Raw genomic sequence first — 26998 nt, forward strand, 5'->3', positions numbered from 1 at the left:
TCTCCTTTAGTTCATGATTCTTCTTACCGCATATATATCTGAAATCTGTTTAATTCTCTCAACCACTTTGTGTAAATGGGAAATGTTTTGAATCGATATCGACATATTGATGGTGGCCACTTTGTTCCTGTCCGATTTTCCACTTACAGCTGATATATTTGTCTTCGTTTCATTCACTGCCTGTAGTACTTCATTCAAAAGACCTCTGCGATCATAACCGGATATTTCAATATCGACATTGTATTCTTTCCGGTCATTCCCATCACTTTCCCACGATACAGGAATGAGTCTCTGCTCCACTTCGTCTGCCATGACGTTTGTACAATCAGCACGATGCACAGAAACACCACGCCCTTTCGTAATAAAGCCGACGATTTCATCCCCTGGAACCGGGCTGCAACAGCGGGAAAGGCGGATAAGGAGGTTATCGATGCCTTCCACCTGTACACCTGCATCCTTTTTACGTTTGACAGGTTGAGCATTCAGTTCCTTCATTGTTTCTTCCAGGTTGTCTTCCTGTTCACGCTTTTTTCGGTGTTTTTCCGTTAAACGGTTGGCAATTTGAGCTGCTGTAATGCCGTTATATCCAACAGCTGCATACATATCCTCCTCGTTGGAGAAATTAAATTTCTCTGATACACGCTTTATATTTTCAGGATTCAGGATTTCCTTCACATCGAAATCCTGATTCTTGATTTCTTTTTCTACCAATTCCCGGCCTTTTTCAATATTTTCTTCCCTGCGCTGTTTCTTGAAGAACTGTTTGATTTTGTTCTTCGCCTGGGAGGTCTGGGCAAGCTTCAGCCAATCCTGGCTCGGTCCATACGAATGTTTAGACGTGAGAATCTCGATGATATCCCCGGTTTTCAGCTTGTAATCAAGGGTGACCATCTTCCCATTGACCTTGGCACCGATCGTTTTGTTACCGATCTCAGAATGAATCCGGTAAGAAAAATCAATGGGGACAGAACCTGATGGCAATTCCAACACGTCCCCTTTAGGCGTAAAAACAAAAACCATATCGGAAAACAGATCAATTTTAAGAGATTCCATGAATTCTTCTGCATTGGCAGACTCATTCTGAAACTCTAATATCTCTCTGAACCAGGACAGCTTCTTCTCGAATGAAACAGGTTCATTGGCTTCTTTTCCTTCTTTATACGCCCAGTGGGCCGCTACACCGTACTCAGCGATCTGGTGCATCTCAAGGGTTCTGATCTGTACTTCCAGAGGATCACCTTTAGGACCGATGACTGTCGTATGAAGGGACTGATACATATTCGGTTTCGGCATGGCGATGTAATCCTTGAACCTGCCGGGCATGGGCTTCCAGCACGTATGGACGATTCCCAATACTGCATAACAATCCTTGATGCTGTCTACTACCACACGAACAGCGAGCAAGTCATAAATTTCATTGAATTGCTTATTTTGAAGAGCCATTTTACGGTAGATACTGTAAATATGCTTTGGACGTCCAGAGATTTCTGCTACAATTTTCACATCGCCTAACTTGTCTTTAACCTCATTAACGACTTCATCTAAATATTCTTCTCGTTCCGCACGCTTCTTCTTCATCAAATTGACGATACGATAATACTGTTGAGGATTTAAATACCTGAGTGACGTATCCTCCAGTTCCCACTTGATTTTTGAGATCCCTAAACGGTGCGCCAAAGGAGCGAAGATTTCAAGTGTTTCATTCGCAATTCTCCGCTGTTTCTCCTGTGGTAAATGTTTCAAGGTTCTCATATTATGTAGGCGGTCTGCCAGTTTAATCAGGATGACTCGGATATCCTGAGCCATTGCCACAAACATTTTCCGGTGATTTTCAGCCTGCTGCTCTTCATGGGACTTGTATTTAATCTTTCCAAGCTTTGTCACCCCGTCAACGAGCATAGCCACTTCAGCATTAAACGCTTCTTCAATTTCACCAAGGGAAATACCCGTATCCTCCACTACATCATGAAGAAACCCTGCAGCAACGGTTGCCGGATCCATTTCTAAATCCGCCAATATCCCTGCCACCTGGATGGGATGAATAATGTAGGGCTCACCAGACTTACGGTATTGCTCACTATGGGCATCCCTTGCATACTCATATGCCTTCTGGACCATTTCTACATGCTCATCGTTTAGATATGCTCTTGTTTTATCAATAACCTGTTCCGGGGTTAGTACTTGATCTTTAGCCATGATCAAAATCACCTTTGTATTTTAATATAGTTCACGATTGTTCGATTTTAATGATTGTTACTATTATCAAAAAAAAAAGAGGTTCTGTAAAGTGTTTAGCGAAAAATTCTCAGAATTCATCTGAATTTGTCGATTAATGTCGATTAATAAATCAAAGAACTCTTTTCGTAAAGATTGCTGATTACCCCCCGGTACACTCTACCCTGTAAACCAGAGTTGAGGGGGGAACAGTTCTAGCCTAAGGCCGAGCGTCCACTCCCTGTAATCAACTACTATTGATAGCTTCATTAAGTTGTCACCAAGCTTTACGAAAACAGTCCATTAAAAAAATAAGGGCTGACACTTTAACCAGTTGTCAGTCCCTTATTTCAGTATATCACAAAATTTATATATTTATCAGATTAGATAAACGAAATTAGTATTGCATTAATGTCATGATATCATAGTTTTCGAGCTTGTCCCGGCCGTCAAGGTACGTTAATTCGATTAAGAAAGCAGTACCCGCAACAATTCCGCCTAATTCTTCTACAAGCTTGATCGTTGCTTCGATCGTTCCACCGGTAGCCAGTAAGTCGTCGGTAATCAATACACGCTGGCCGGGCTTGATGGCATCTTTATGAATCGTCAATGCATCTTTACCGTACTCCAGACCGTATTCCTTCTGGATCGTTTCACGTGGTAACTTACCAGGTTTACGAACAGGAGCAAAGCCTACACCCAAGGCATAAGCGACTGGGCAGCCGATGATGAATCCACGGGCTTCCGGTCCTACAACCAGGTCAATTTGTTTTTCTTTCGCATACTCTACAATTTGGTCCGTAGCATATCTATAAGCATCACCATTATCCATCAGGGTTGTGATGTCTTTAAACTTAATACCTTCTTTTGGCCAATTCTCAACGATTGTAACATATTGTTTTAAGTCCATGCTTTTACTTCCTCCTCAATTGTAACAGACTCTTCTATCCTTTCATTAAACCAAGTCTTCAACTCTTGATAGGAAGAATATAACAATTCGTTTTCAAGCTCGTATTGTTGTTGTTTCTTCTGATATGTTCGAGATTCAGAAAGATCTTTCTTGGTTTTCTCAGGATTAAGAGAAATAAATCCATTGTCTATTGTAACAAACTTCAAATCAAAAAACACCTGTGACATGAAATCGATTGTTTCTTTTGACCAGCCTTTATACTTTGCAAGGTCATCCCCATGTTTATTCAAATCAAATGTTCCCCGTTTTGTGAGAAAGCCGTAGTACCATTTAAAATGGTCCCGGGTAGGCATCGTACTGAAGAAATGATCTTCTTCCTGGAAGAAATGGGCATAGATCCGGTCCGGACGTCCCTTCTTCAAAAGATCTTCAAGTATCGGCTTGGAAGTTGGCAAATCTAAAAGCACAAGACTTGCATTTTCGGTAGATAGATTTTCAAATGTCGAGCTCTCCTCCAATAGCATCACTTCCTCTTTGGGCAGATTCAGTTTGTCCAATGTGGAGGGATGAAAGCAAATCATTGACTTATTTTCTGCAGGAATGAGCTCATTCCATTTATGGACTTGTTTGATTCCCCGCACATCAAATAATTGCCAATGATCGATTTTCACATCATGCAAAAACACCTGGGGCTTTTTGCGGTTATTCCATTCATTTATGGATAATTCACCAATCACAGAAGCGTTTGAAAAAGGTGTCATGTGGTCAGCCAGTTCACCGAGGCCAAAGCCTACGCCGTCTAATTGGACACCATTGCCTTCTAAAACAAGCTTAAGATGATTTTGTGCAGATCCGATTTTTTTATAATGCTCGATGCTCACATTGTCAATAATCCATTTGGGCTTTGGATTCTTCATACCAAAAGGTGCCAGAAGCTGTAGCTTTTCAATCGACTCCACTGAGATTTCGTCCATGGTCACGGGAGCATCGAGTTGTGTGACAGGAATGAAGTCCTCTGCGGTCAGTTCAGTCTCTGCCAGCTCATTCAACCGATTTCTCAAGTGTGTTACATCGTCTAATTGTAAAGTCATTCCTGCAGCCATCGGATGTCCTCCGAAGTGCGGAAGGATATCCCGGCAGGTGGAAAGATTCTGGAATAGATCAAATCCGGCGATGCTTCTCGCCGACCCCTTCGCCGTCCCCTTTTCAGAGACGTAGCTGAGCACGATGGTCGGACGATAAAACTTATCCACCAGGCGTGAAGCAACAATTCCGACTACTCCGGGATTCCAGCCTTCTTTTCCGATGACGAGTACATGGTTATCTTTCAGTGGGAATTCTCTCTCCACCATCTCCACGGCTTCCTCGGTCATTTTAGCTACAATCGCCTGTCTTTCTTTATTTAAATCGTCAATTTCTTCCGCAAGTGCCTTTGCTTCTTCTGCATCTTCAGTCAGCATAAGATCTACTGCAGGATCGGCATCACCCAGACGACCGACGGCATTAATCCGTGGAGCAATCATAAAGCCGACGGTCTCTTCAGATATTTCATGCTGCTTAGCATTGGCAATTTTGCATAAAGCTTTGATTCCCAATCGGTTTGAAGTCCGGAGCTGTGAGAGACCACGCTTTGCCAGAAGTCGATTTTCCCCTCTTAAGGGAACAAGATCGGCAATGGTCCCAATCGCTGCAAGATCCAGTAAATGGGTTGGCAGTTCACCATAAAGGGCATGTGCCAATTTAAATGCCACACCTACTCCTGCAAGTTCTCCAAAGGGATATGCCACTTCTCCCGTTTTTGGATGTAAGAGAGCATACGCTTCCGGTAATTCGGGACCAGGTTCATGGTGGTCTGTAATGATCAAGTCCATCCCAAGCTCTTTAGCGAGTTTAGCTTCACTCACGGCAGAGATTCCTGTATCGACCGTGATGATGAGCGAAAATTCTTCATCCTTAGCCCAGCGGAACGCCCCTTCATTCGGTCCATATCCTTCACTGAACCTGTTGGGGATATAGAATTCAACCATGGCTCCCAGATCTCTCAGTACTGTCATCATGACCGACGTACTGCTTATTCCATCTGCATCATAGTCACCATAAACGAGAATTCTTTCCCCGTTTTCAATGGCTTTATGGATTCGTTCCGTTGCTTTTGTCATATCTTCAAATAAAAATGGATCGTGAAATGAGTCACCTGAATCAAATAAAAAATTCCGGGCTTCTTCTACATCACCCAAGTCCCGGTTTATCAATAATTTCGCTACAAGCGAAGGTACTTTTAGTTCATTAGCAAGTTCTGCTATTTTATGTTCATCTGATTCTGTCAATATCCAACGTGTTTTTGAGTTTAACATACGTTCACCCCTCAGCCTTACTCATTATACAAAAGTGAAGGGGTTGTTTCAATCTTATTAACAGACTGATTAAAAGATGGAGACGTACGGTGAGTCCGATTACCGGTCCTGACTTTGGGATTCAGCTTGGGGAAATCGAGGCATAATCGTGATAATCCGGCGATGATTGGAGGTAATCCAGGCGGTATGTACCATAATCAGGCCGTTTCCTCCATTCATAATCCAACCAAATTCAAGCCAATTTGCAATTTCACCCAAAAAAACAACCGACACTCCAATATGACCAATTCACTATGAATACAAAAAAACAGCCTGGTGACAAAAGCCACCAAGCTTGTTTACTCCCCTACTTCTCCAACTGAGTCAGGGGCACGTTTTTTTAACGGAATGTCTTCGGTCTTTTCCTTGTGCATCCCTTCTGCCTGTTCCCTGAGAAGCAAATTTTCTTTTTCCAGGGATTTTACTTTCCGCTGCACGACGAATAATCGAAACAGTCCAACAGAGCCGATGATAATGCCGCCCATCAAGACAGATCCAAGTATAACTAAAATAAGAGGCCAGTCGGATTCACCGAATAAATAATTGACGGTGACGGGATCGACGTTGATAACAGCGAAAATCGATACGACTAACGCAAAGAAAATACCTAATAATAAGGTCCATTGAAATTTCATGAGATTTCCCTCCCTTAAGATAAGTCTATTTGGTCATCATTTTCTTCAGAAGCAGGATTGAATGGATTGATATGAATAAACACATCATTAACATTGGATTCTTCCAAAAGATTCTCCTTGACTCTTTTCCCCACACGATGACCTTCCTCTACCGTCATATAAGGATCTACACTGATCTTCAAATCAATGATGACGTAGTGCCCATGCTCCCTTGCATGAAGCTCGTTGATTTCTTTCACTTCAGGGACGGACTCTACAATTTTTCGAAAAGGCAGGATATCTTCCTCATGCATGACGTGATCGAGTGTCGTATGTATGGATTCCGACCCTAAATGCCAGGCCATTCTGAGGACTAGCAGGGAAACGAATATACCCGCGACAGGATCCGCATAAACCAGCCAGCCGATATCAAACTTCCCTCCAAGAATGGAAGCTGATATTCCCACAAGAGCTGCAATGGAAGAAAACACATCCGAACGATGCTCGTATGCATTCACAATCAATGCATCACTCTTTATCCTTTTACCCAAACGATATTTATATTGAAACATCGCCTCTTTCACAATGATGGAGAAGATGACGGCGTAAATCGCAATCGCTGTCGGAGGAGTGAGGGGGTGAAAGAATGATTCAATCGATGATTTCCCAATTTCTATCCCTACCAGGAACAGGAGGACAGCCACGATGATTGCTGCGATGGACTCCGCCTTACCGTGTCCATATGGGTGATCCTGATCCGGCGGCTGCTTGGCGGCACGCAACCCGATAAAGACCGCAAGGGAACCCGCTACATCCGAGGCTGAATGGACTGCATCTGCAATCAGCGCCCTACTATTCCCTAAAATACCGGCACCCCACTTAATAATGGCAAGCACAATATTCCCTACCACACCTACCATGGCGGCAAATTCCGCTTTCTTAAAACGATCCTCATGATTCATTCGTCTCGCCTCCCTTAGAACTCCTATTATTGTAACCCAATGCCGTAAAAAATAAAAAAAGACAGGTCCGGGAAGAAAGACTTCCCGGACCTCTTATATATTACACTTGCGGTTCATCCGACCACGTTTTCTTTTCTTTGACGGTTTTGATGGTTCCCTTTTTCTTCAGCTCTTTCTTTTTCATCACAAGCCATACTTGGGACGCGATGAATACGGAAGAATAAGTACCTGAAATTAACCCTACCAATAAAGCAATAGAGAAGTTACGGATGGACTCACTTCCAAAGATCATGAGTGCAATGACCGTGAATACAACGGTTAACACAGTATTGACTGAACGTCCCATCGTTTGTCTGATACTTTGATTCACCACTTCTTCAATGTCTTTATCCGTCTTCAAGCGACGTTTCTTGTGCAGGTTCTCACGGAGCCTGTCGAAGGTGACGATCGTATCATTGATCGAATAACCGACGATTGTCAGGACCGCTGCAATGAACGTGATATCCACTTCAAGTCTTGTCAAACTGAAGAAGGCAATGATAAAGAATGCATCATGGAGGAGGGCAAGGATTGCTCCCAAAGCCATTCTCCATTCGAAACGGACAGTAACATATATAATGATCCCGATAGAAGCAATCGCCACGGCGATCATGGCATTCTGTGCGAGTTCCTTCCCGATTACAGGAGATACGGTACTGATACTCGGCTCAGCCCCATAAAGCTTGTTAAAGTGATCTTTCAATTTGGCAATATCATCTTTACTCAGGTCATCCGTATAGCGGACGACGGCAATATTATCTTTATCCCCTGAGATGACTACATCATCTGAAGGCAGTTTGATTTCCTTCAATTCATCCTGGACTTGTTCCGTCTTCAAGCTTTGATCTGCCAGGACTTCCATACGGGAACCACTGACAAAGTCAATACCAAGATTCAGTCTGAAGACAGCCAGAATGATGATCCCCGCTGTGATAAGTACAGCTGACAAGGTAAAGAATTTCTTCCGTTGCGCTGCGAAATCAAAGCGGTCGAAGCGGGTAGGCAGATCAAGTGTATCGTAGTTCTCCGCCAAATCCTTGATTTCGGACTTTTTGACACCGAACCAGCCCGGCTTTTTATTAAAGATGCGGCTGTTAACCCAAAGGCCAAGCAATAGGCGTGAACCCCATACCGCGGTGATGAAGCTGGTCAGGATACTGACAATCAACATCGTAGCGAATCCTCTGACAGAACTTGTTCCATAGAAGAAGAGAACAGCCGCTGCAAGGATTGTGGTTACGTTGGCATCCAATATCGTTAAGAAAGACGATTTATTACCGGCCTGGAACGCAGAACGGATCGGTTTTCCAACCCGCATCTCTTCTTTGATCCGTTCGTAGGTAATGATATTCGCATCGACGGCCATCCCGACACCGAGGATGAGCGCGGCGATTCCCGGCAGGGTCAGAACCCCATTCATCATATCGAAAATCAGTAGAATGAGGTAGATATAAACAGAAAGGGTGATCGTTGCGATCAGTCCAGGGAAACGGTAATATGCAATCATGAATAAGAAAATGATGGCAATTCCGATAATCCCCGCTGTCACTGTTTTATCCAGTGCCTGCTGACCGAATTGGGCCCCAACAGATGTGGAATACTTTTCATCCAGTTTGACCGGAAGTGCCCCGGCATTCAGTAAGGACGCCAGATTCTGGGCACGCTCAACCGTGAAGTTCCCTTCAATGATGACTTCATCCGAGTTAATCGGTTTATTCACTGCCGGGTCGGATAAGAATTTCGGGTCTTCTTTTCCTGCCTCAGCTTTGTATGAATCTTTTCCTTCCTCGAAATCCAACCAGATCACGAGTTGATTCTGTGGAGCCATTGCATAAATATCTTTCGTTAATTCGTAAAATTTCGAGCGATCCTTCAATTTTAAGGAAACGATCGGATTGTTCTTGTCATCAAACGTTTGTTTCGCAGAACCGGATGCAAGATCCGATCCGTCCAGACGGACTTTATCGTTCACGTCACGGAACGTCAGATTGGCTTGAGTGGAGAGGATTTCCCTTGCTTCGTTCTGGTCCTCCACCCCGGCGAGTTGAACACGGATTCTATTTCCGTCTTCAATTTGAATATTAGGCTCACTGACACCTAATACGTTAATACGCTTGTCCAATGCATCGGCTGTATTGGCAACGGTTTCTTTTGTGATTTCCTGACCTTTTTTGATTGGCTGAACTTCATAAAGAACTTCAAACCCGCCCTGCAGGTCCAATCCCAGTTTAATGTTATCAACAATACTCTTCGTCGTTCCTCCCATAGTACCTGCAAGTAATACCACAAGTATAAAGAAGGCGATTATTCGGCCACGCTTTACCATTATGTATAGATCCTCCTTGCCGTTTTAAAAACCATACGAACTATGTGCTTCAAAAAGTAATATAATTCCTGAATTCTTCGGGCATTCTCATTATCTACGAGAAAGAAAAGAGTGTCAATTTCTTTTCGGACTATTTTCCATTCTTATTCGGGCGAAGAAGCTCATTCAACTCGTCTTCATTCACTTCGGTAAACCAATTGGGAGACCTGTACGCTTCGATCGTTTCAAAGCTCATATACTCCCCGGGCTTGACCGTTAACACATCACTCACTAACTGAAAGACCTTTACATCTGTTTCTGGTTTCTTCCATTTTTTCTTCGTTAAGTAGGACCATAGCCGGTCAGCGTTTGCCTTGCCGTATCCAAGAATTTCAAATTCTTCTACTTTGCTTACAAGCGCTGGTACTAATGATTCATAAAAACGATCGTAAGGATGCTGATTATTCTTCATTACCCGTCCACCCCATTTGGGCTATATTTAGCCGGAATTGTTCACTACTTGTCATGCTTTGTCCACCATTGTGCATATACATCATTGTAAACGATAATACCAATTTTGAGAAGGCAGGGAATTTTATGTCAAAATTTCTGAAAGGCACCATGATCTTAATGATGGCCGCCTTTATAACTAGAATATTAGGGTTCGTAAACCGGATCGTCGTAGCCAGATTCATCGGAGAAGAAGGTGTCGGCCTGTTTATGATGGCCTTCCCTACCCTCATACTCGTCATTACCATCACTCAACTGGGACTCCCTGTAGCCATCTCCAAAAATGTAGCTGAAGCGGAATCAAAGGGAGACATACGGAAAGTCAAAAAAATATTGGTGGTCTCTTTATCCATCACCATGGGGCTATCTCTCATCTTCACGCCTGCACTCATCCTCCTCGCTCCCTATTTAACAGACGTTTTATTTACGGATGATCGAATCTATTATCCTTTGGTTGCCATCGCTCCTATAATCCCAATCGTAGCGATTTCTTCTGTCATCAGAGGTTATTTCCAAGGCAGGCAGAACATGAAGCCCTCTGCCTATTCCCAGGTCATTGAGCAGGTGGTCCGCATTACGCTGATCGCATTATTGACCAAAACCTTTCTTCCTTACGGTATCGAATATGCCGCAGCCGCTGCTATGGTGGCGTCGGTGCTTGGGGAACTCGCTTCCCTGCTTTATCTGTTTGCAAGTTTCAAGATTAAGAAAAAGTTTAAGATCAGACACAATTTCTTCACCTCGATCCGCAATGGTCGGGAAACGTTTAACGAACTCATGAGTGTGGCCCTGCCGGCTACGGGGAGTAGAATGATTGGATCGATCGCATGGTTTTTTGAACCGATTGTGGTTGCTAACAGCCTTGCCCTTGCCGGGGTGGCCGCGGGAATGGCAACGAAACAATATGGGTCCCTGACAGGATATGCCCTTCCCCTCCTGTTCCTTCCATCATTCGTGACCCTTTCATTATCTCAATCTCTTGTCCCTGCCATCAGCGAAGCCAATTCTCAAAAAAATTTCACATTAATCGAACACAGGCTGCAGCAGGCCCTCAGATTCTGTTTAATCACAGGTGGGATTTCCGTCGTCATCCTTTACGTATACGCAAAGCCTCTCATGCAGGTCATGTATGGGAATGAAAACGGTGCCGGGTTCTTGATGATCATGGCCCCTTTCTTTTTATTTTATTACTATCAGGGGCCGCTGCAGGCAGTACTGCAGGCATTGAATCTGGCAAGAGCCGCCATGATCAACAGCTTGATTGGTGCTGTGCTCAAAACCGGTGTCATCTTTGTTCTCGCTTCCCAGCCTGCTTTCGGTATAAATGGTGCCGCTCTCGGAATCGTGACGGGTTTCTTGCTCGTAACCCTGCTTCATTTCATGACCATCCTGAAATATATACCGATGACGATCTATGCCCGGGATTACGTAAAAACGGTATTTGTCTTATTGATTACAGGTGTATGGGGCCACTACTCTTATCTTCATTTATTTGAAGATCAGTCCGTCATATTCCGCTTACTGTTCGGGGTCCTCACTTCCACGATCATATACACCCTGCTCTCCATCACCCTTAAACTTATCGTGAAGAACGACCTTGCACGAATTCCTTTCATCCGGCGCTTCATCACTCCATAGTCTTTCCAATAAAAAAGACTCCTTAACAATTGTTATGGAGTATTTTTTATTACTGGTTTTTTTCGTCAATATAAAACTGCCCGTTTTGAAAGCTGCAGAAGGAGATTTCCTGTAAGTTTTTGAATCCCCGCTCCCTCAGTTCTTTCCGCAGCCAGAACGACGTTTTTCCGATCATATCCAGATGGGTGGTTTGGACCTGTCCATCCAGAATCAGGGGCAGCGTCAGGGAATGAGGAGTCTTTTTATCTTTCTTTAACACTGAGAGTTTCCCGGACGGCTCTAAAATCGCAAATTCTACATCTGCAAGATTAAAAATATCTTTTTCCCTTAATTGAAGAAGTAAATCATCATAATTGTATCGCTGTTTTTTCATGGCTTTATCGTCAATTTTCCCATTATGAATAATGACGGAAGGCTTTCCGTCTAACAACTCCCGAAAGGATTTAGAGCGCAGGGAGAACCATGCAAACAGGATCTGAATGATCACGATGACTCCCATGGGGAGCACCGTATGAACGATGGGGTCATCCGGCTGTTCAATAGCCATGACCGCCATCTCTGCGATCATCATGAATACCACAAGATCCAGGATGCTTAATTCCCCAATTTCCCTTTTCCCCATGATTCTAAAAATAAAAATGATCAAAAAATAAAGAAAAAGAGTGCGTAAAATGATGATGAAATATTCTTCCACTACTCTTCCCTCCCATACACACGTCATTATGTAGTATCGACAGAAGGTGAAAATAAATCGGAGGAATATTTATCCACCCAGAAATGGACGAATGTATTTAAAATATACGTAAAATGAGGAAACGGCAAGGGAAATGACGGTAACGGGAACACCAATAAGTAAATATTGATAAAATTTGATATGTACATTTTCCTTCGAAGCAAGTCCTGCGATGACCAGATTGGAAGAAGAGCCCAGAAGGGTACCATTCCCGCCCAGGCAGGCACCAAGAGCTAATGACCACCACAAAGGATCCATATTGACCATCCCAAACTCACCGAATTCCTGGATTACGGGAATCATTGCGGCAACAAACGGGATATTATCCACCACAGCAGAGAGTAAACCTGTCCCCCATAAAATCACAAATGCCGTTTTCTTCATATCCCCATCCGTCGCACGGAGAATTTCACGTGCAACCTCATCAATGAATCCTGCTTCCTCAATCCCCCCGACCAGCAAGAATAAACCCATAAAGAAAAAGAGTGTCCCCCATTCAACTTCCCGCAAAATTTTTTCAGGAGGATAAATTTTCTCTAAGAGCAGCATGAGCAGGACGGCACCAGCAAGAGATACAGTAGTCACATCTAAATGAAACACCGGATACACGGAAAAGCCCACCAGCACCAATGCAAGTACAAAAATAGACTGAAACAGACCTCTGTTTTTCTTTATATACTCATTGGGATTGATCCCTTTCAGCAGCAGCTTCCTGTCCTCTTTCACATGAAGTACTTCCCTGTACAGAACACACATGATTAAGAGCGTCACTGCGTAAACCATCAACACGACGGGTAACAAATTTTCAAGGAAAGCATTGAATGTAAAATGCTTCACTGCCTGACCAATCATCATGTTAGGAGGGTCACCAATCAAGGTTGCCGTCCCGCCTATGTTACAGGCTAAAATCGTCATGATCAGAAACGGGATGGGAGGAAGTTCAAGAAGCCTGGTCAATTTAAACAATATTGGAACCAACAACATAGCGATTGTGACGTTTGCCAAAAAAGCAGACCCAACTGCTGCGAGTAAAGAAAACAGAATCAAGAGTGCGAGGCCGTTCCCGTTCACCCATTGGGCAATCCGAATGGCAATATACTCGAATACTCCTGTTTTACTCGTGATCGTGACGATCAGCATCATAGAAAACAGAAGTGTGATGGTTTTCCAATCGATATAAGTAAATAACGCCTTCTCAATGGGAAAAGCTCCAATCAGGAGCATGGCGACCCCACCGGCCATAGCAGCCAAAACACGATTCCACTTCTCAGTCATTAATAGGATGTATACAGATACAAACACGATCAATACCAACATCGGAGACATGGTCACTTACTCCTCCTTCTCCAGGAAGTTTCATACTAGTCTATGAGGCTTGACCACGGAAAATATCTAGTCTTTTTTTATATAGCGGTGAATATGCTTGTACTAATACGGAATAAAATTATTGAGATAGAAGGGAGAGGACCGTCATCGAAGCGAAAAAAATGGGTGGTGCCGTCCTTTACGGAACGACCACCATATTTGTCATAGCGATTGCAGCAAGCTTATTATTCTCTTTACTGCTCCGGTTTACCGATTTGACTGAAAGCTCCATCACATTATTTGTTACGATTATCTCGTTTCTTTCACTATTTGTTGGGGGATTTATGTCAGGAGGAAAGGGAAAAACAAAAGGATGGGTCCTGGGAGGGTCAACCGGACTTATTTACACCCTCATCATTTTCTTATTTCAATACCTTGGATATGATAGCCTGTTTTCAATGGAACAGCTCGTTTATCACGGTTGCTACATCCTCACGGCCATGATGGGTGGAGTACTTGGTGTAAATATGAGTGGGGGCCCAAGAGAGAGCTGATCAAAACTTCGCCATATAAAAAGGGTCCTCATCCTTGCGCCAAGGCACATGGATGAGGTACCCTTTTTATATTATACCTGCTCTGCTCTGATGACTTCCCTGATCGCGTTACGATCATATGTAAGACGGCTTCCGTCACCACACAGGATGACTATTTTACCTTCTTCAATAGCATCGATCGATCCGTGTAAACCGCCAATCGTGATGATTCTATCACCTTTCGCAAGCTCATTTTGCATTTTAGAGACCGCTTTTTGACGCTTTTGCTGAGGACGGATCAGTAAAAAGTAAAACAGAACGAACATTAATATCAAAGGTAGTATTGTTCCTAAACTTCCCATTCTTTTTCCCCTCCTTTCAATCATTTGTTTATAGCATGCTTATTAGAAGTTTTTCGCATCAGGACGGTTGAATCCGTATTGTTCGAAAAATTCTTCCCTAAAGTCTCCTAGACGATCTTCACGAATCGCTTGTCTGACTTGCTCCATTAATTTTAACAGAAAATGAAGATTATGATAAGTGGTAAGGCGAATTCCGAACGTTTCGTCACATTTGATCAAGTGGCGGATATAAGCACGGCTATAATTTTTACATGTATAGCAGTCGCAATTCTCATCGATCGGTCTGAAATCCCTGGCAAATTTAGCGTTTTTCACGACGAGACGTCCTTCACTTGTCATGAGAGTACCATTACGGGCGATACGGGTAGGCAAAACACAATCAAACATGTCAATTCCGCGCATTGAACCATCGATCAGTGAGTCAGGAGATCCTACTCCCATCAGGTATCGGGGTTTATCCGACGGAAGATGAGGGGTCGTGAAATCAAGTACCCGGTTCATGACGTCCTTCGGCTCGCCGACAGAAAGGCCACCAACAGCATAGCCGGGAAAATCCATGGATACAAGGTCACGGGCACTCTGCTTTCGAAGCTCCTCGTACTCTCCACCTTGGACGATCCCGAACAATCCTTGATCCTGCGGACGCTCGTGAGCTTTTAGACAGCGTTCTGCCCAACGTGTCGTACGCTCTACAGAACTCTTCATATAATCGTATTCAGCAGGATATGGTGGACATTCATCGAAAGCCATCATGATATCAGAGCCTAATGCGTTTTGAATTTCCATCGCTTTCTCAGGACTGAGGAAGAGCTTATCCCCATTCAGATGATGACGGAAGTGGACTCCTTCTTCTTCAATCTGGCGAAGCTTACTCAAACTGAACACTTGGAAGCCGCCTGAATCGGTAAGGATCGCACGGTCCCAGTTCATGAATTTATGAAGGCCGCCAGCTTCCCTGATGATTTCATGACCCGGACGTAACCATAGATGATAGGTATTGCTAAGAATGATGCCTGACTCCATGGATTTCAAGTCCTCAGGTGACATGGTTTTTACAGTGGCCATGGTCCCTACAGGCATGAAGGCTGGTGTTTCAAATGAACCGTGTGGTGTATGGACGCGGCCAAGTCTTGCACCGGTTTGTTTACATGTTTTAATCAATTCATATTTTATTGCAGTCAACTTAGGAATTCTCCTTCCAATTTCCATTGGGTTTCAATTATTATTTTATCAACATCGCATCTCCAAAACTGAAGAAGCGGTACTCCTCTTGCACGGCTGTTTCATAGGCATGCATGACGTTATCCTGCCCCGCAAAGGCACTGACAAGCATGATCAGGGTCGACTTCGGTAAGTGAAAATTAGTGATAAGACCATCGATCCCTTTAAACTCGTATCCTGGGTAAATGAAAATATTCGTCCAGCCATTCTCTTCCACGAAAGTCCCGTGCTTTGAGGCAATGGTTTCCAGAGTACGGGTGGATGTGGTTCCGACTGTTATGATGCGGCCACCATTTGCCCTTACTTCATTCAATAGGCGGGCGGTCCCTTCGGATACCTGATAGAATTCAGCATGCATATCATGATCCTCGATAGTCTCCACTGAAACCGGTCTGAACGTCCCCAGTCCCACATGAAGGGTAATGAATGCAATATGTACACCCTTTTCCCTCAATTCATCCAACAGTTCTTCCGTAAAGTGAAGACCTGCAGTCGGAGCTGCCGCTGAACCTCTTTCTCTGGCAAATACCGTCTGGTAGCGGTCTTGTTCTTCCAAACGTTCACGGATATATGGGGGTAATGGCATTTCTCCCAATTCATCCAACACTTCGTAGAAAATCCCCTCATATTGAAATTCAAGAATTCTCCCGCCATGATCTTTCAAATCGACACAGGTTGCTTTTAACTTCCCATCCCCGAACACGATCTCCGTTCCGACACGAATCCGTTTCGCAGGTTTCACCAGCGTCTCCCAACGATCACCGTCTTCCTGTTTGAGAAGGAGCACTTCAATGTTGGCACCTGTATCTTCTTTTTGCCCAAAAAGACGTGCCGGCAGTACTCTTGTATCATTCAGGACAAGGCAATCCCCTTCTTCAAGGTACTCGACGATATGTTTAAAACGGAGGTGATCCATGGAACCATCTTCTTTATCCAACACCATCAATCTACTCTCGGAACGGTTCTCAAGAGGAGTCTGGGCAATCAGTTCTTCAGGTAAATAAAAATCAAAATCTTCTACTTTCACTGTTCGTCACCTAGCTTATGTAAATCTCACTTATGAACCCTATTTAAATCTCCCGATAAAATAAAAGACAACGGAAAGTATAACACTTAAAAGAATAGAAGTCATAAGTGGAAAATAAAATGTCGCATTTTCTTTTTTGATGATAATATCGCCCGGAAGCTTCCCTATTTTAATAAATTGCATAAGAAAGCCGATCACAAGAATGATTCCACCGATGATCATGACTAATTTGGGTAATCCCGTCAATTGTTCGGCACCTCCAGCTTGAAATGATCATATACGAGTTGAGTGACGATCCTTCCTCTTGGCGTCCGCTGGATGAATCCGATCTGCAAAAGGTAAGGCTCGTATACATCTTCAATCGTATGGGACTCCTCCCCGATACTTGCTGAGATGGTGTCGAGACCCACAGGGCCTCCCCTGAAGCGCTCGATGATCCCTTTGAGGAGCTTATGATCGATATGATCAAGACCGAGTCTGTCGACTTGAAGAAGTTCAAGGGCCTCCCTTGAAAGAGTGGTGGTGATATCACCGTTCCCCTTCACCTGGGCAAAATCCCTCACCCTTCTGAGCAATCGATTGGCGATACGTGGTGTCCCTCTTGATCTGCGCGCCAATTCTTCAGCAGCCTTCGCTTCGATCTTCGTGTTTAAAATAGCGGAGGTACGCTGGACAATTTCATTTAACTGCTCTTCATTATAATATTCCAACCGGCATAAAACACCAAATCGATCCCGAAGCGGAGCTGATAATGCACCGGCGCGGGTCGTCGCCCCAACGAGTGTGAAAGGCGGAAGATCCAAGCGGACAGACCGTGCACTCGGACCATTTCCGATGACAATATCCAGACAAAAGTCTTCCATGGCCGGATAAAGAACCTCTTCGATGGCCCGTGGGAGCCGGTGGATTTCATCGATGAACAATACGTCACCAGGTTCGAGTGCCGTAAGCACTGCGGCAAGGTCCCCCGGTCTCTCGATGGCAGGTCCAGAAGTGGTCCGTAAGTTCACGCCCATCTCATTGGCAATGACAGCGGCCAGAGTCGTTTTCCCCAACCCTGGCGGACCATAAAGCAGGACATGATCCAGGGTTTCTTCTCGCATTTTTGCCGCTTCGATGAAGACCTCCAGATTATGCTTCACCTTATCTTGCCCAATATATTGTTTAATTGTCTGAGGACGCAAGGAATATTCAAAGGAATCTTCATTTAATTCTGATTCGCCTGATACGATTCTGTCTTCCATTTAGACTTCCTCCTTTCATGGGCTTTATTTCAATAGAAGTTGAAGGGCTTTCCTGATGATTTCGTCTGACGAATGCCCTTCGCCCTTCAGTTTTGGAGTGACTTTCTTTATTTCCCGTTCAGAGTAACCAAGGGCTTTAAGGGCAAGAATCGCTTCATCAAATGCCTCGTCTTTCCCATGTGATACCTCCATTGCCTCGGGATCTGAGAAGAGGCTTGGGAAATAATCAGGCACTACATCCTGGAGCTTTCCTTTTAAATCAAGAATCATCTGCCGGGCTGTCTTCTTCCCTACACCGGGAAATTTCGTCAGGAAGCCTTCATTCTCTTCCTCTATTGCCGTGATCACTTGCTGCGGGGCACCTGATGCTAAAATCGCCAAGGCTCCCTTCGGACCGATTCCTGAAACATTTAATAGTTTCATAAAGAGCAGTTTCTCTTCAATGGCAAGGAACCCGTAGAGGGCGATCAAATCTTCCCGCACATGCTGATATGTAAAAATCTGAATCTCTTGATTTTGATATTTTGAATAAACGAATGGATTCGCCGTATACAGTTGATACCCGATCCCATTATTCTCCACCACTACATACTCGGGACCTACTTGACTGACCGTCCCTTTAATATATTCATACATTTCATTCTCTCCCCATATATACCACTACTTGATCTTTCATCTATCATCCATGTTCAAAAGACTTATTTGGCAAAGATTGTTGCGCTTGATCATAAGGTCTGCCTGTGCTCTGTCAATTAGAGTCTGCTGGATGGTGGGGTGAACTGCTTCGCTTTCCGCGGACGAACGGCCGAGCCTCCTCAGCTTCGCTTCCGGGGTCTCGGCACGCCCGTTTTTCCGCAGGAGTCTGCGCAGTTCCCCTCACCATCTTTCAAGAAATTTTTTCCTTCTTGGACCATTTAGCTTATGACCTCGAGAGACTAATCCCACAAGGCAAAAGCGAGCCTGCTGGAGCGAAAGTCAACGACTACTTACTTCTCTATGATATCAACAAACTTTACGAAAAGAGCCTAATCAAAAGACATACAAAATCTATTGTATCATATCACTATTTGAAGGGATGGGAAAGGAAGACCAAAGAGAAACACTTGTTCTAATTTTATCAAATAATGAGAAGAATGGGCAGAGGAAAATTCAACAATAAAAATAACCAGTGGTATGTGCACTGGTTATTCAGTCTTATTTAGGAACGGAGTAGGGTTTATATTGTTCGAGTACCTCTTCATACTCCTGCTTCGATTTAATGGGGATGCCCTTGACGAGATCATCATGCCTCTTACTCTCCAGCTTCTCTACATCAATTTGAAAAAAGGATTGTATAATCTCCGCCTGTCCCGGTTTCCCGTTGAAAATGGAGAGTACCCCATTATCGGATATACCGAAATATCCATTTGTCTTAAGAAGAGGAGAAATATCATCCATCTGCTTTTGGAACACGATTTGTTCTTCCGTCATATCCATCAGCTGCCAGTCTTCATATGCAGCCCAAAAGTCTTCCATGCTCCAGATGGTTTCCTGCACAATTTCTTCACTCACTTCTCCATCCAGATATACGCGCTCCAATATAACCGTTACCGTATGGGCGGAAGCGACTTCAGCAGGCGTTTCATTCAGCATCTCCAGGGAAGTGCCATCAGCTGCCTGCTTCTCCTCGGTATAAAAGAATGTGAAGTAAAATGCACCGATTAACAACATCACCATAAACACGATTCGAACCTTCATCGTCATCGTGATCACCTCGAACTTGATTTATGTAACACTCTATCCATAGTCTTGCCAAAGCCTGTTAGGAATATCCAACCTCACTCAAACTTTTTAGGGACACCTCTCTCCTAAGGAGGATGCATCCCAAAGAAAAAAAGACTCTTCAAGAGAGTGAACTCTTGAAGTAGTCTTTTTTCATTATCGGTTGATTCGGTCCTTCACAGATCGGAACATATCATGCATATCGAAATTGATTGTGTCTCTTGGACCACCATCACGTAAATCATTGTCAATGTTTCTAACCCGGCTGAAGGTCCCCTCATCTGTTACTACCGAAACCGTTCTTCCGTTCAGGTAAGGCTGCACCGCTTCTTTCACACGGGCTTTTGTTTCCTCGATTTTACTATGATCATCAAGTTCAATAGCGATGAGGACATCCGATCCATAGGCGACAGCTCGAACATCACTGACGTTCTCGACTTTTCCTGTTACATCACCTATCTTCTCGGCAAGGTCACCTTCGTACGCTGTGTAATAGGATCGTCTTGCATCACGGGTATTATCATCAAGATGACCGTGATAGTTTGCATCCCCGTGGCTTGCACGGCCGTCACGGGCTAAGAAATTCTCATCATAATTGGCAAGTGGTCGCGATGGGTTTTTCGGATTTCCATTCTCATCCTTCACTTGAAGGAACTGGCGTTTCTGTTGACGGATATCCTGCCCTTCTTTCCCGACAGAGTGATCATACATTTCCGTCAGAGGTCCGTCCCTCTCGTCCCGGTTATCTCCACCGTGTCCATCGTTGGAGTAGAATCCAAGCGGCTCGTAGGAGTCTGAATAACGATCTTGAGCATTTTCTTCTCCGCTGTTACATGCTGCAAGACCCAGGGTCATGACGGCTGTTAATGGTACCATGAATAAACGTTTATTCAATGGTGATTCCTCCTTCAACCCGATACTTGAGCATTATTTCTGCTCCCCATTAGGTTGTGATAGGAGCTTCCATTTCATTCGGGTCAAAGTCTGGAGACATCCCCTACAATTGGGTATTGATGATCCTGTTCACTTCTCCATGCAGCTCTTGATTAAATTGCATCCTCCTGGGGAATTGTTGTATCGTCAAATTCGTTAAATATCCCCACACACGCTGTTTATAATATTGATCTTCCCTTATGAATCGATTCCACTCTCGGAACACATCAGAAGGATACATCAATCCCAGGTAAAAGATAAGGTGATCACGATAGGAATGGAAGGGTTTCATCTCTTTGATTTCATTGAGGGACCAATCTAAATAGGGTAAAATCCGGTTGCAGTATTGCAAATCGTCCGTTATTTCCGTTGAGAGTGACATGAGGTCAAAGTCAATCAAGTACACCATTCCGTTTTTTCCCCTTAAGAAATTATGATGTGCTACATCACCATGAGTGATGCAATCACCATACTCTCGAATGCCGATTGATTTCAGTTCCTTTAATGACCATTTTCCCCACTCTAAATAAGTATATAAATAATAAGGCTGAATGAATGCTTGCAAATAGGGGAGATTATATTGAAACTGCATCATTCGCTTTTTCCATTTTTTCATCCATTTATAATGTGGAATTTCTTCTGTCCATGAACCTTGAATTCTTTTTGCAACGTCATGGAATTTTTTCAATACCTTCAATGCATCTTCCCTGTCTTTCCGTCGATCATAACTAATGGGCCCAGAGGTTTCCAGCCACACCGTAATACCAATGGGAAACCCTTCAAATAATAAGATTTCCTCCTCATGAATGGGATGAAACGGCAGGACATGATAAAACTTCTCTCTTATCAGTGTTGAAATCATTCTTTCCTGGAGCAGGAACTTCAGCTGATTGGGAAATCGTTTCACGAACCATTTTCTACCATTGCTTTTCAGCACCCATTTTCCTTCTTTAATACTTTTCAGGGATGCACCGGGATCCTGTAACTTATATTGCAAAAAAGAAAGGAGACGATGTGAATAATCGTCCCCTCGTGCAAGCATGTTATCCCTCAAAATCATCGTCATTGAAATTCGGCATGGCAAATGCTCTTGGACCAAACATTCCTGGTGATCCCATTTGCATTCCCTGACCCTGTGGTCCCATCGGCATCCCTTGACCCTGTGGTCCCATCGGCATCATTCCCTGACCTTGAGGTCCCATCGGCATTCCCTGACCAGGCATTCCCTGCCCCATCATTCCAGGTCCGTAGCCGTATGGCTGTTGCTGCATTCCTTGGGGCATTTGCTGATGCATCATTGGGCCAAATTGAGGACCACCACATCCGCAATCCCCCTGATCACTTGCTCCCATTACATTAGAAGGCTGACCCATTGGCATTTGAGCTCCCATCACATTGGAAGGCTGACCCATCGGCATTTGATATCCATTCATAGAAGGAGACTCATCAGACATCGCTCCCTGCACCTGACCACCAGGACCCATCGGATATCCACCCGGCATTCCTCCCTGGTGGAATCCAGGTCCGGGCATGACAGGTGAGACAGGATAACAGTTCTGTGGATACGGCATATATGGAGCCTGTTGCTGCGGCATTTGAGCCGACGGGTAGTTTTCATCAGATGCACCCATTACTCCGGACGGCTGCTGCATGGGCATTTGCATCGGTTGCTGCATATGCATCGGCATCTGCATCGGCTGTTGCATTGGCTGTTGCATTGGCTGTTGCATCGGCTGTTGCATTGGCATTTGAGCATGAGGCATGTATGGCATAACCGAAGAGGACTCTTCATCATACCCCATTTGTGGCATCATTGGCATGTTCTGCATTCCAGGCATCATTGAAGCACCTTGAACTTGACTTCCAGGTCCCATTCCTTGCCCCATCGGCATCCCATAACCTGCTCCTGGATGCATTCCTCCATGTGGAGGACAGAAACCGGACCCTGGCATGACAGGTGATACAGGTACACAATTATTCGGGTTATAATACATAGGCTGAGTGTTCCCTCCTTGTGGTTGTGATGGCATTTGTAGACTTTCTTCTTCTTGAACCCCTTTTACAGGTTCTTGTTTTGGTTTTGGCTGTTCTTTCGCTTTAGGGAGTACATTGGTCGGCTTAGGCGGCGATTGGGGTTTGGGCATTTGCTTAGGCTTTGCTTGCTGTTTTGGCTGCTGTACTTGCATATTCGCCATATTCATCATGTAGTAGTTGTTGATATCAATTTCAGGGACGACTGGTTGAGGCATTTTAGGCGTAAATGGCTTTTGTACTTCTTTCGGCATTTCTTTCTTTGGTTCTTGAACCGGCATGGCCATAGGCTTTTGCTCTTTGAATGGATGCTCTGCTTTTGGCATCTCCTTCATTGGCATTTCCTTGGATCCGTATTTGATTTGTGTCTCTTTTTTTACGGTTCCGCCTGTAGTCGGCACTTTAATTTTCATGCCGGGCATGATCATATCGGGATTTGAAAGCTGGGCATTCATCTGTTTTAATTCTTCGAAATTCACGCCGTACTTCTTGGCGATCTTCCAAAGAGTATCTCCTTTTTGAACAATATGGATTTTCACTCTTTTTCCCTCCTCAGGCATAAGTCTATATATCCTATGACAAGATAGGCAAATTGCTAATCATCTACATAAAAACTTATGAGATATACAAAAAAAATATACCGTCCCTGGGATTGGGACGGTATTTTTCAGCTTGCTCATTTATTCATTCATTTGCATTAAGCACGGGTCAACATGCGCTCTAATGCGAAAATTGCATTCTTTGAGACCTCTTTATCCACTTTGATGATATTTTCAGGATTTGCTTCCATAATTTTTTCCAATGACCATAGAAGATGGGGTAAATCAATGCGATTCATCGTCAAGCATGGACACATGTATGGGTTCAGTGAGACAATTTTCTTATCCGGGTGCTGGTTGATCAGCCGTTTTACAAGATTCATTTCAGTACCGATGGCAAAGGACGATCCCGGGGGAGATTGTTCAATTGTTTCAATAATATATTTGGTGCTGCCATTCAGATCGGACTTCTCGACCACTTCACGACGACATTCGGGATGGACGATGATCATCATGTCAGGATGGTTGTTCCGGATATCTTCAATATTTTTCTCCGTGAAATTTTCATGAACCGAACAGTGTCCCTTCCAGAGAATCACCTTCACGCAGTCCATGTTACCATCATAAATAAGTTCATTTCGGATAGGGTCCCATACGGCCATTTCACTTAAGGAAACACCAAGATCAGCTGCAGTATTTCGACCTAAATGCTGATCAGGCAGGAAGAGGATTCGCTGTTTCTCTCCCAAAGCCCATTCCACCATCTTGTGGGCATTGGATGACGTAACCGTTGCCCCCCCATTTTTTCCGACAAAGCTTTTAATGGCTGCAGTCGAATTCACATAAGTAAGGGGAATGATACTTTCATCGAAAATCTCCATGAGCTTCTCCCACGCTTTTTCCGTCTGATAAATATCTGCCATATCTGCCATGGAACATCCCGCCCTCATGTCCGGTAAAATGACAGCTTGATTATCATCCGTTAAGATATCTGCCGTTTCAGCCATAAAATGAACACCGCAAAACACAATGTACTCTGCGTCTTTATTGTCGGCGGATACCTGGGCAAGCTGTAGGGAGTCTCCAACGGCATCAGCAAATTGGATCACTTCGTCTTTTTGATAATGATGCCCGGGAATAAAAAGCTTCTTTCCTAATTGAAGTTTGATTTCCCTCACTCTGCTTTCCATTTCTTCCGTCGTGAGGCTAGTAATCGTTTCAGGTAATACACCCGTTTCTTTCGTCAATTCATCCAGAATCCCCATCTTCATACCCCTTTCGCTATTCTTACTCTTGCGCTGATATCTATTGATTTCACTGAATGTGTCAAGTACCCGAGGGAGATATAATGAACACCGGTCTCCGCATAAGCACGAAGACTTTCCCTTGTGATCCCTCCTGATGCTTCTGTCACGATATGAGAAGGCACAAGGGAGAGCCACTCCCGGATTGTATCCGGTGTGCAGTTATCAAACATGATGACATCGGCCCCGCCATCAATCGCTTCCAATAATTGATCTTTCGTTTCAATTTCCACTTCCACCTTGACCATATGACCGATCTGACTTTTCACCTGCTTTAAGGCCTCGGTGATTGATCCGGCAAAGGAAATATGATTATCCTTCAGCATGACCGCATCATAGAGACCATTCCTATGGTTGAATCCGCCCCCGCTCCTTACAGAATACTTCTCTAGCATCCGGAGGCCCGGCGTCGTTTTCCGTGTATCACACAACCGGACACCACTGCCTTTCACCTGTTCAACGGCACGGTAAGTTTCCGTTGCAATCCCGCTCATACGCTGAATCAGATTAAGTACAACCCGTTCCGCCTGAAGGAGATCCCCCATCGGACCTTTGATTTCAGCAACCTTTTTTCCTTCCTTCACCCATTCCCCATCCTCAACACACATCTGCACTTTTACTGAAGGACTGAATAGGGTGAATCCGATTTCCACCACATCTCTCCCGCAAAAAATACCGTTTTCTTTCATATGAAAGGAAAAGGAGCCTTCATCACCATTCCTGAACAAGATTTCAGATGACAAATCACCATCTCCCAGGTCTTCCTGGTAAAACGCTTCAAGCATAGATTTTAGTTTCATTTTGTTCATGATATTCCACCCTCAATCGTCCCTCTTTGTTTTGTAGAATCATTTTTCGTTTCAACCAACTATCATTATCTTCATTGGGGAAGTCTGACCTGATGTGACCTCCCCTGCTTTCCGTTCTTAATAAAGCAGATTCTGTAACAAGCAGGCTTACGATCCACATAAAATACGTGTGAATTTCTTCACGTGAATTAAAATCGATAAGCTCATGGAATGTAAGCGGCTGTTCTTTTAACCATCTTAATTGTGTGAGCAAGCCTTCTTCGTTCCGGATAATCCCAACATAATCCATCATTCCTTTTTTTAAAGCATGAGGCTGAAAGGAAATAGATAAGGGCTCCCCCTCTTTTAAGCTGGGGCAGGAAGAATGGATATGAGAGGAATGGCTGACACCATTATGAATCAAATATTCCCCCAGGCGCTCGCCGTACACTAATCCTTCCAGTAATGAATTACTCGCCAGGCGATTCGCACCGTGAATGCCGCTGCATGCAACCTCTCCAATGGCATACAGCCCTGGAATATTGGTCCGCCCCACTCGATCTGTCACGATTCCTCCCATCATAAAATGACATCCAGGGGAAACTGGGATCCTCCCTTCCCCGATGGAAATTTGATGGTTAAAACAAAGCGTGGAAATCGAAGGGAATTTCTCTTGGAAATCTTTTATTCTACTAATATCCAGGTACACGTTTCTTCCCTTTTGACGTTCCTTATAAATGCATTCTGCCACAATATGACGGGGGGCAAGTTCCATTAAGGGATCAACTCCCTCCATGATCCTTTCTCCAAGGTCGTTCAGGAGAAGGGCACCTTCCCCTCTTACCGCCTCTGAAATGAGACCGCATGTTTTCCCGTTCGACCAAAGCAGTGTCGGATGAAACTGAATGAATTCCATATCTGAAAGCTTAGCCCCTGCAAGAAAAGCAAGAGCCATCCCATCTCCCGTCACCGCAGGATGATTGGATGTAGACGGATATAACCCACCGATTCCACCCGTGGCGAGAACCACATGGGGAGCATAGTAATAGCGGATTGCATCATCTTTATCCTTTGTTTTCACCCCGCAGCAACGGCCCATCTCATCCTTTACAAGCTCATAAACCATTTCCCCCTGAACGAATGCTACCTTATCCCCTGAAAGGGATTTCAATAAATGCTTCACTAAATATTTTCCCGTCTGATCTCCACCACTATGAAGGATACGATGTTCACAATGTGCACCCTCCATCCCGAGTGAAAGACTTCCATCCTTATTTCGATCAAAAGGTGCCCCCTCATCCACAAGGGTCTCCACGATCCTTTTGCCATCCACTATGAGTTGCTTCACACTATCTTCATCCTGGTGATAGCGCCCTGCTTCCAATGTATCTTTCAAATGAGCACGGACAGAATCCTTCCGTCCTAAAGGTGCTGCAATCCCGCCTTGAGCGAGGTAAGAGTTACCACTTTCAATTTTGTCCTTTGTGATAATCATCACATAGAATTGATCTTGAAGTCGGCGTGCCAATTGCAAGGCGGCAACGCCACTTCCAACGATGATTATTTCGGTTTTTTTCATCAAAAACCCTCCTGATTATTTACAGGTGTCTTGACACATATATTTACACATAT

At 44.2% G+C, this 26998-nt stretch carries 24 protein-coding genes; 2 read left to right on the forward strand and 22 right to left on the reverse strand.

What is annotated here, in order from left to right; translation table 11 throughout:
- Positions 1-6 precede the first annotated feature (6 nt).
- The 7 genes from BAA9072_RS05220 to BAA9072_RS05250 all read right to left on the reverse strand — a co-directional run bounded on the left by BAA9072_RS05220 (position 7) and on the right by BAA9072_RS05250 (position 9909).
- A complete protein-coding gene (locus BAA9072_RS05220) occupies positions 7-2196 on the reverse strand; it encodes a RelA/SpoT family protein (protein ID WP_201713601.1) in 2190 nt (729 codons plus the stop codon).
- Between the two features lie 415 nt (positions 2197-2611).
- On the reverse strand, positions 2612-3124 hold the full coding sequence (locus tag BAA9072_RS05225) for an adenine phosphoribosyltransferase (protein WP_060670793.1): 513 nt from the start codon (positions 3122-3124) through the stop codon (positions 2612-2614).
- Positions 3115-5478 carry a single-stranded-DNA-specific exonuclease RecJ gene (gene recJ, locus BAA9072_RS05230; RefSeq protein ID WP_201713602.1) on the reverse strand — a complete coding sequence of 788 codons (2364 nt, stop codon included), beginning with the start codon at positions 5476-5478 and terminating at the stop codon, positions 3115-3117. The genes BAA9072_RS05225 and recJ overlap by 10 nt, the downstream gene beginning before the upstream one ends.
- A gap of 338 nt (positions 5479-5816) precedes the next feature.
- Positions 5817-6152, reverse strand: coding sequence for a LapA family protein (locus BAA9072_RS05235; protein WP_201713603.1), 336 nt, complete (start codon positions 6150-6152; stop codon positions 5817-5819).
- Positions 6153-6166: 14 nt separating this feature from the next.
- Positions 6167-7093, reverse strand: coding sequence for a cation diffusion facilitator family transporter (locus BAA9072_RS05240; protein WP_201713604.1), 927 nt, complete (start codon positions 7091-7093; stop codon positions 6167-6169).
- A gap of 100 nt (positions 7094-7193) precedes the next feature.
- The gene (gene secDF / locus BAA9072_RS05245; RefSeq protein WP_201713605.1) at positions 7194-9458 is read right to left on the reverse strand and encodes a protein translocase subunit SecDF; all 2265 of its coding nucleotides are present in this window, start codon (positions 9456-9458) and stop codon (positions 7194-7196) included.
- Positions 9459-9588: 130 nt separating this feature from the next.
- Complete coding sequence (locus BAA9072_RS05250; protein ID WP_201713606.1) at positions 9589-9909, reverse strand: post-transcriptional regulator; 321 nt, start codon at positions 9907-9909, stop codon at positions 9589-9591.
- 125 nt (positions 9910-10034) lie between these two features.
- Between BAA9072_RS05250 and spoVB the strand changes: the two genes are divergently transcribed.
- Entirely contained in the window at positions 10035-11585 is a 1551-nt protein-coding gene (gene spoVB, locus BAA9072_RS05255; RefSeq protein WP_201713607.1) for a stage V sporulation protein B, read from the forward strand.
- Between the two features lie 49 nt (positions 11586-11634).
- Here spoVB and BAA9072_RS05260 read toward each other — a convergent pair whose 3' ends face one another.
- Positions 11635-12306: a DUF421 domain-containing protein gene (locus tag BAA9072_RS05260; RefSeq protein WP_201713608.1), complete on the reverse strand. Its 672-nt coding sequence runs from the start codon at positions 12304-12306 to the stop codon at positions 11635-11637.
- 42 nt (positions 12307-12348) lie between these two features.
- The gene (locus tag BAA9072_RS05265; RefSeq protein ID WP_201713609.1) at positions 12349-13644 is read right to left on the reverse strand and encodes an ArsB/NhaD family transporter; all 1296 of its coding nucleotides are present in this window, start codon (positions 13642-13644) and stop codon (positions 12349-12351) included.
- 161 nt (positions 13645-13805) lie between these two features.
- Between BAA9072_RS05265 and BAA9072_RS05270 the strand changes: the two genes are divergently transcribed.
- On the forward strand, positions 13806-14177 hold the full coding sequence (locus BAA9072_RS05270; RefSeq protein WP_201713610.1) for a TIGR04086 family membrane protein: 372 nt from the start codon (positions 13806-13808) through the stop codon (positions 14175-14177).
- A 71-nt stretch (positions 14178-14248) separates the two neighbouring features.
- Here BAA9072_RS05270 and yajC read toward each other — a convergent pair whose 3' ends face one another.
- The 13 genes from yajC to nadB all read right to left on the reverse strand — a co-directional run bounded on the left by yajC (position 14249) and on the right by nadB (position 26945).
- Positions 14249-14518 (reverse strand): preprotein translocase subunit YajC, encoded by a 270-nt coding sequence (gene yajC, locus BAA9072_RS05275; RefSeq protein ID WP_201713611.1) that lies wholly within the window; start codon positions 14516-14518, stop codon positions 14249-14251.
- Between the two features lie 42 nt (positions 14519-14560).
- Positions 14561-15700 (reverse strand): tRNA guanosine(34) transglycosylase Tgt, encoded by a 1140-nt coding sequence (gene tgt / locus BAA9072_RS05280; protein WP_230980757.1) that lies wholly within the window; start codon positions 15698-15700, stop codon positions 14561-14563.
- Positions 15701-15740: 40 nt separating this feature from the next.
- The gene (gene queA, locus BAA9072_RS05285; RefSeq protein WP_201713613.1) at positions 15741-16766 is read right to left on the reverse strand and encodes a tRNA preQ1(34) S-adenosylmethionine ribosyltransferase-isomerase QueA; all 1026 of its coding nucleotides are present in this window, start codon (positions 16764-16766) and stop codon (positions 15741-15743) included.
- A gap of 39 nt (positions 16767-16805) precedes the next feature.
- Positions 16806-17012 (reverse strand): DUF2905 domain-containing protein, encoded by a 207-nt coding sequence (locus tag BAA9072_RS05290; protein WP_201713614.1) that lies wholly within the window; start codon positions 17010-17012, stop codon positions 16806-16808.
- Positions 17009-18010 carry a Holliday junction branch migration DNA helicase RuvB gene (ruvB, locus tag BAA9072_RS05295; RefSeq protein WP_201713615.1) on the reverse strand — a complete coding sequence of 334 codons (1002 nt, stop codon included), beginning with the start codon at positions 18008-18010 and terminating at the stop codon, positions 17009-17011. The genes BAA9072_RS05290 and ruvB overlap by 4 nt, the downstream gene beginning before the upstream one ends.
- Before the next feature lie 24 nt (positions 18011-18034).
- A complete protein-coding gene (gene ruvA, locus BAA9072_RS05300) occupies positions 18035-18646 on the reverse strand; it encodes a Holliday junction branch migration protein RuvA (RefSeq protein ID WP_201713616.1) in 612 nt (203 codons plus the stop codon).
- Positions 18647-19204: 558 nt separating this feature from the next.
- Positions 19205-19753 carry an intercompartmental signaling factor BofC gene (locus BAA9072_RS05305; RefSeq protein ID WP_201713617.1) on the reverse strand — a complete coding sequence of 183 codons (549 nt, stop codon included), beginning with the start codon at positions 19751-19753 and terminating at the stop codon, positions 19205-19207.
- Between the two features lie 174 nt (positions 19754-19927).
- Positions 19928-20665, reverse strand: a complete 738-nt coding sequence (locus BAA9072_RS05310) for a YhcN/YlaJ family sporulation lipoprotein (RefSeq protein ID WP_201713618.1) — start codon at positions 20663-20665, stop codon at positions 19928-19930.
- Between the two features lie 103 nt (positions 20666-20768).
- Positions 20769-21746: a phosphotransferase gene (locus BAA9072_RS05315; RefSeq protein WP_201713619.1), complete on the reverse strand. Its 978-nt coding sequence runs from the start codon at positions 21744-21746 to the stop codon at positions 20769-20771.
- 1 nt (position 21747) lies between these two features.
- A complete protein-coding gene (gene safA, locus BAA9072_RS05320) occupies positions 21748-23274 on the reverse strand; it encodes a SafA/ExsA family spore coat assembly protein (protein WP_230980758.1) in 1527 nt (508 codons plus the stop codon).
- Positions 23275-23432: 158 nt separating this feature from the next.
- Positions 23433-24539 carry a quinolinate synthase NadA gene (gene nadA / locus BAA9072_RS05325; RefSeq protein ID WP_201713621.1) on the reverse strand — a complete coding sequence of 369 codons (1107 nt, stop codon included), beginning with the start codon at positions 24537-24539 and terminating at the stop codon, positions 23433-23435.
- Between the two features lie 2 nt (positions 24540-24541).
- Positions 24542-25387 (reverse strand): carboxylating nicotinate-nucleotide diphosphorylase, encoded by an 846-nt coding sequence (gene nadC, locus BAA9072_RS05330; protein WP_201713622.1) that lies wholly within the window; start codon positions 25385-25387, stop codon positions 24542-24544.
- A complete protein-coding gene (gene nadB, locus BAA9072_RS05335; RefSeq protein WP_201713623.1) occupies positions 25356-26945 on the reverse strand; it encodes an L-aspartate oxidase in 1590 nt (529 codons plus the stop codon). The genes nadC and nadB overlap by 32 nt, the downstream gene beginning before the upstream one ends.
- Positions 26946-26998 lie beyond the last annotated feature (53 nt).

This window comes from Rossellomorea arthrocnemi, assembly GCF_904424705.1.
In the GTDB taxonomy this organism is placed as follows: Bacteria; Bacillota; Bacilli; order Bacillales; family Bacillaceae_B; genus Rossellomorea; species Rossellomorea arthrocnemi.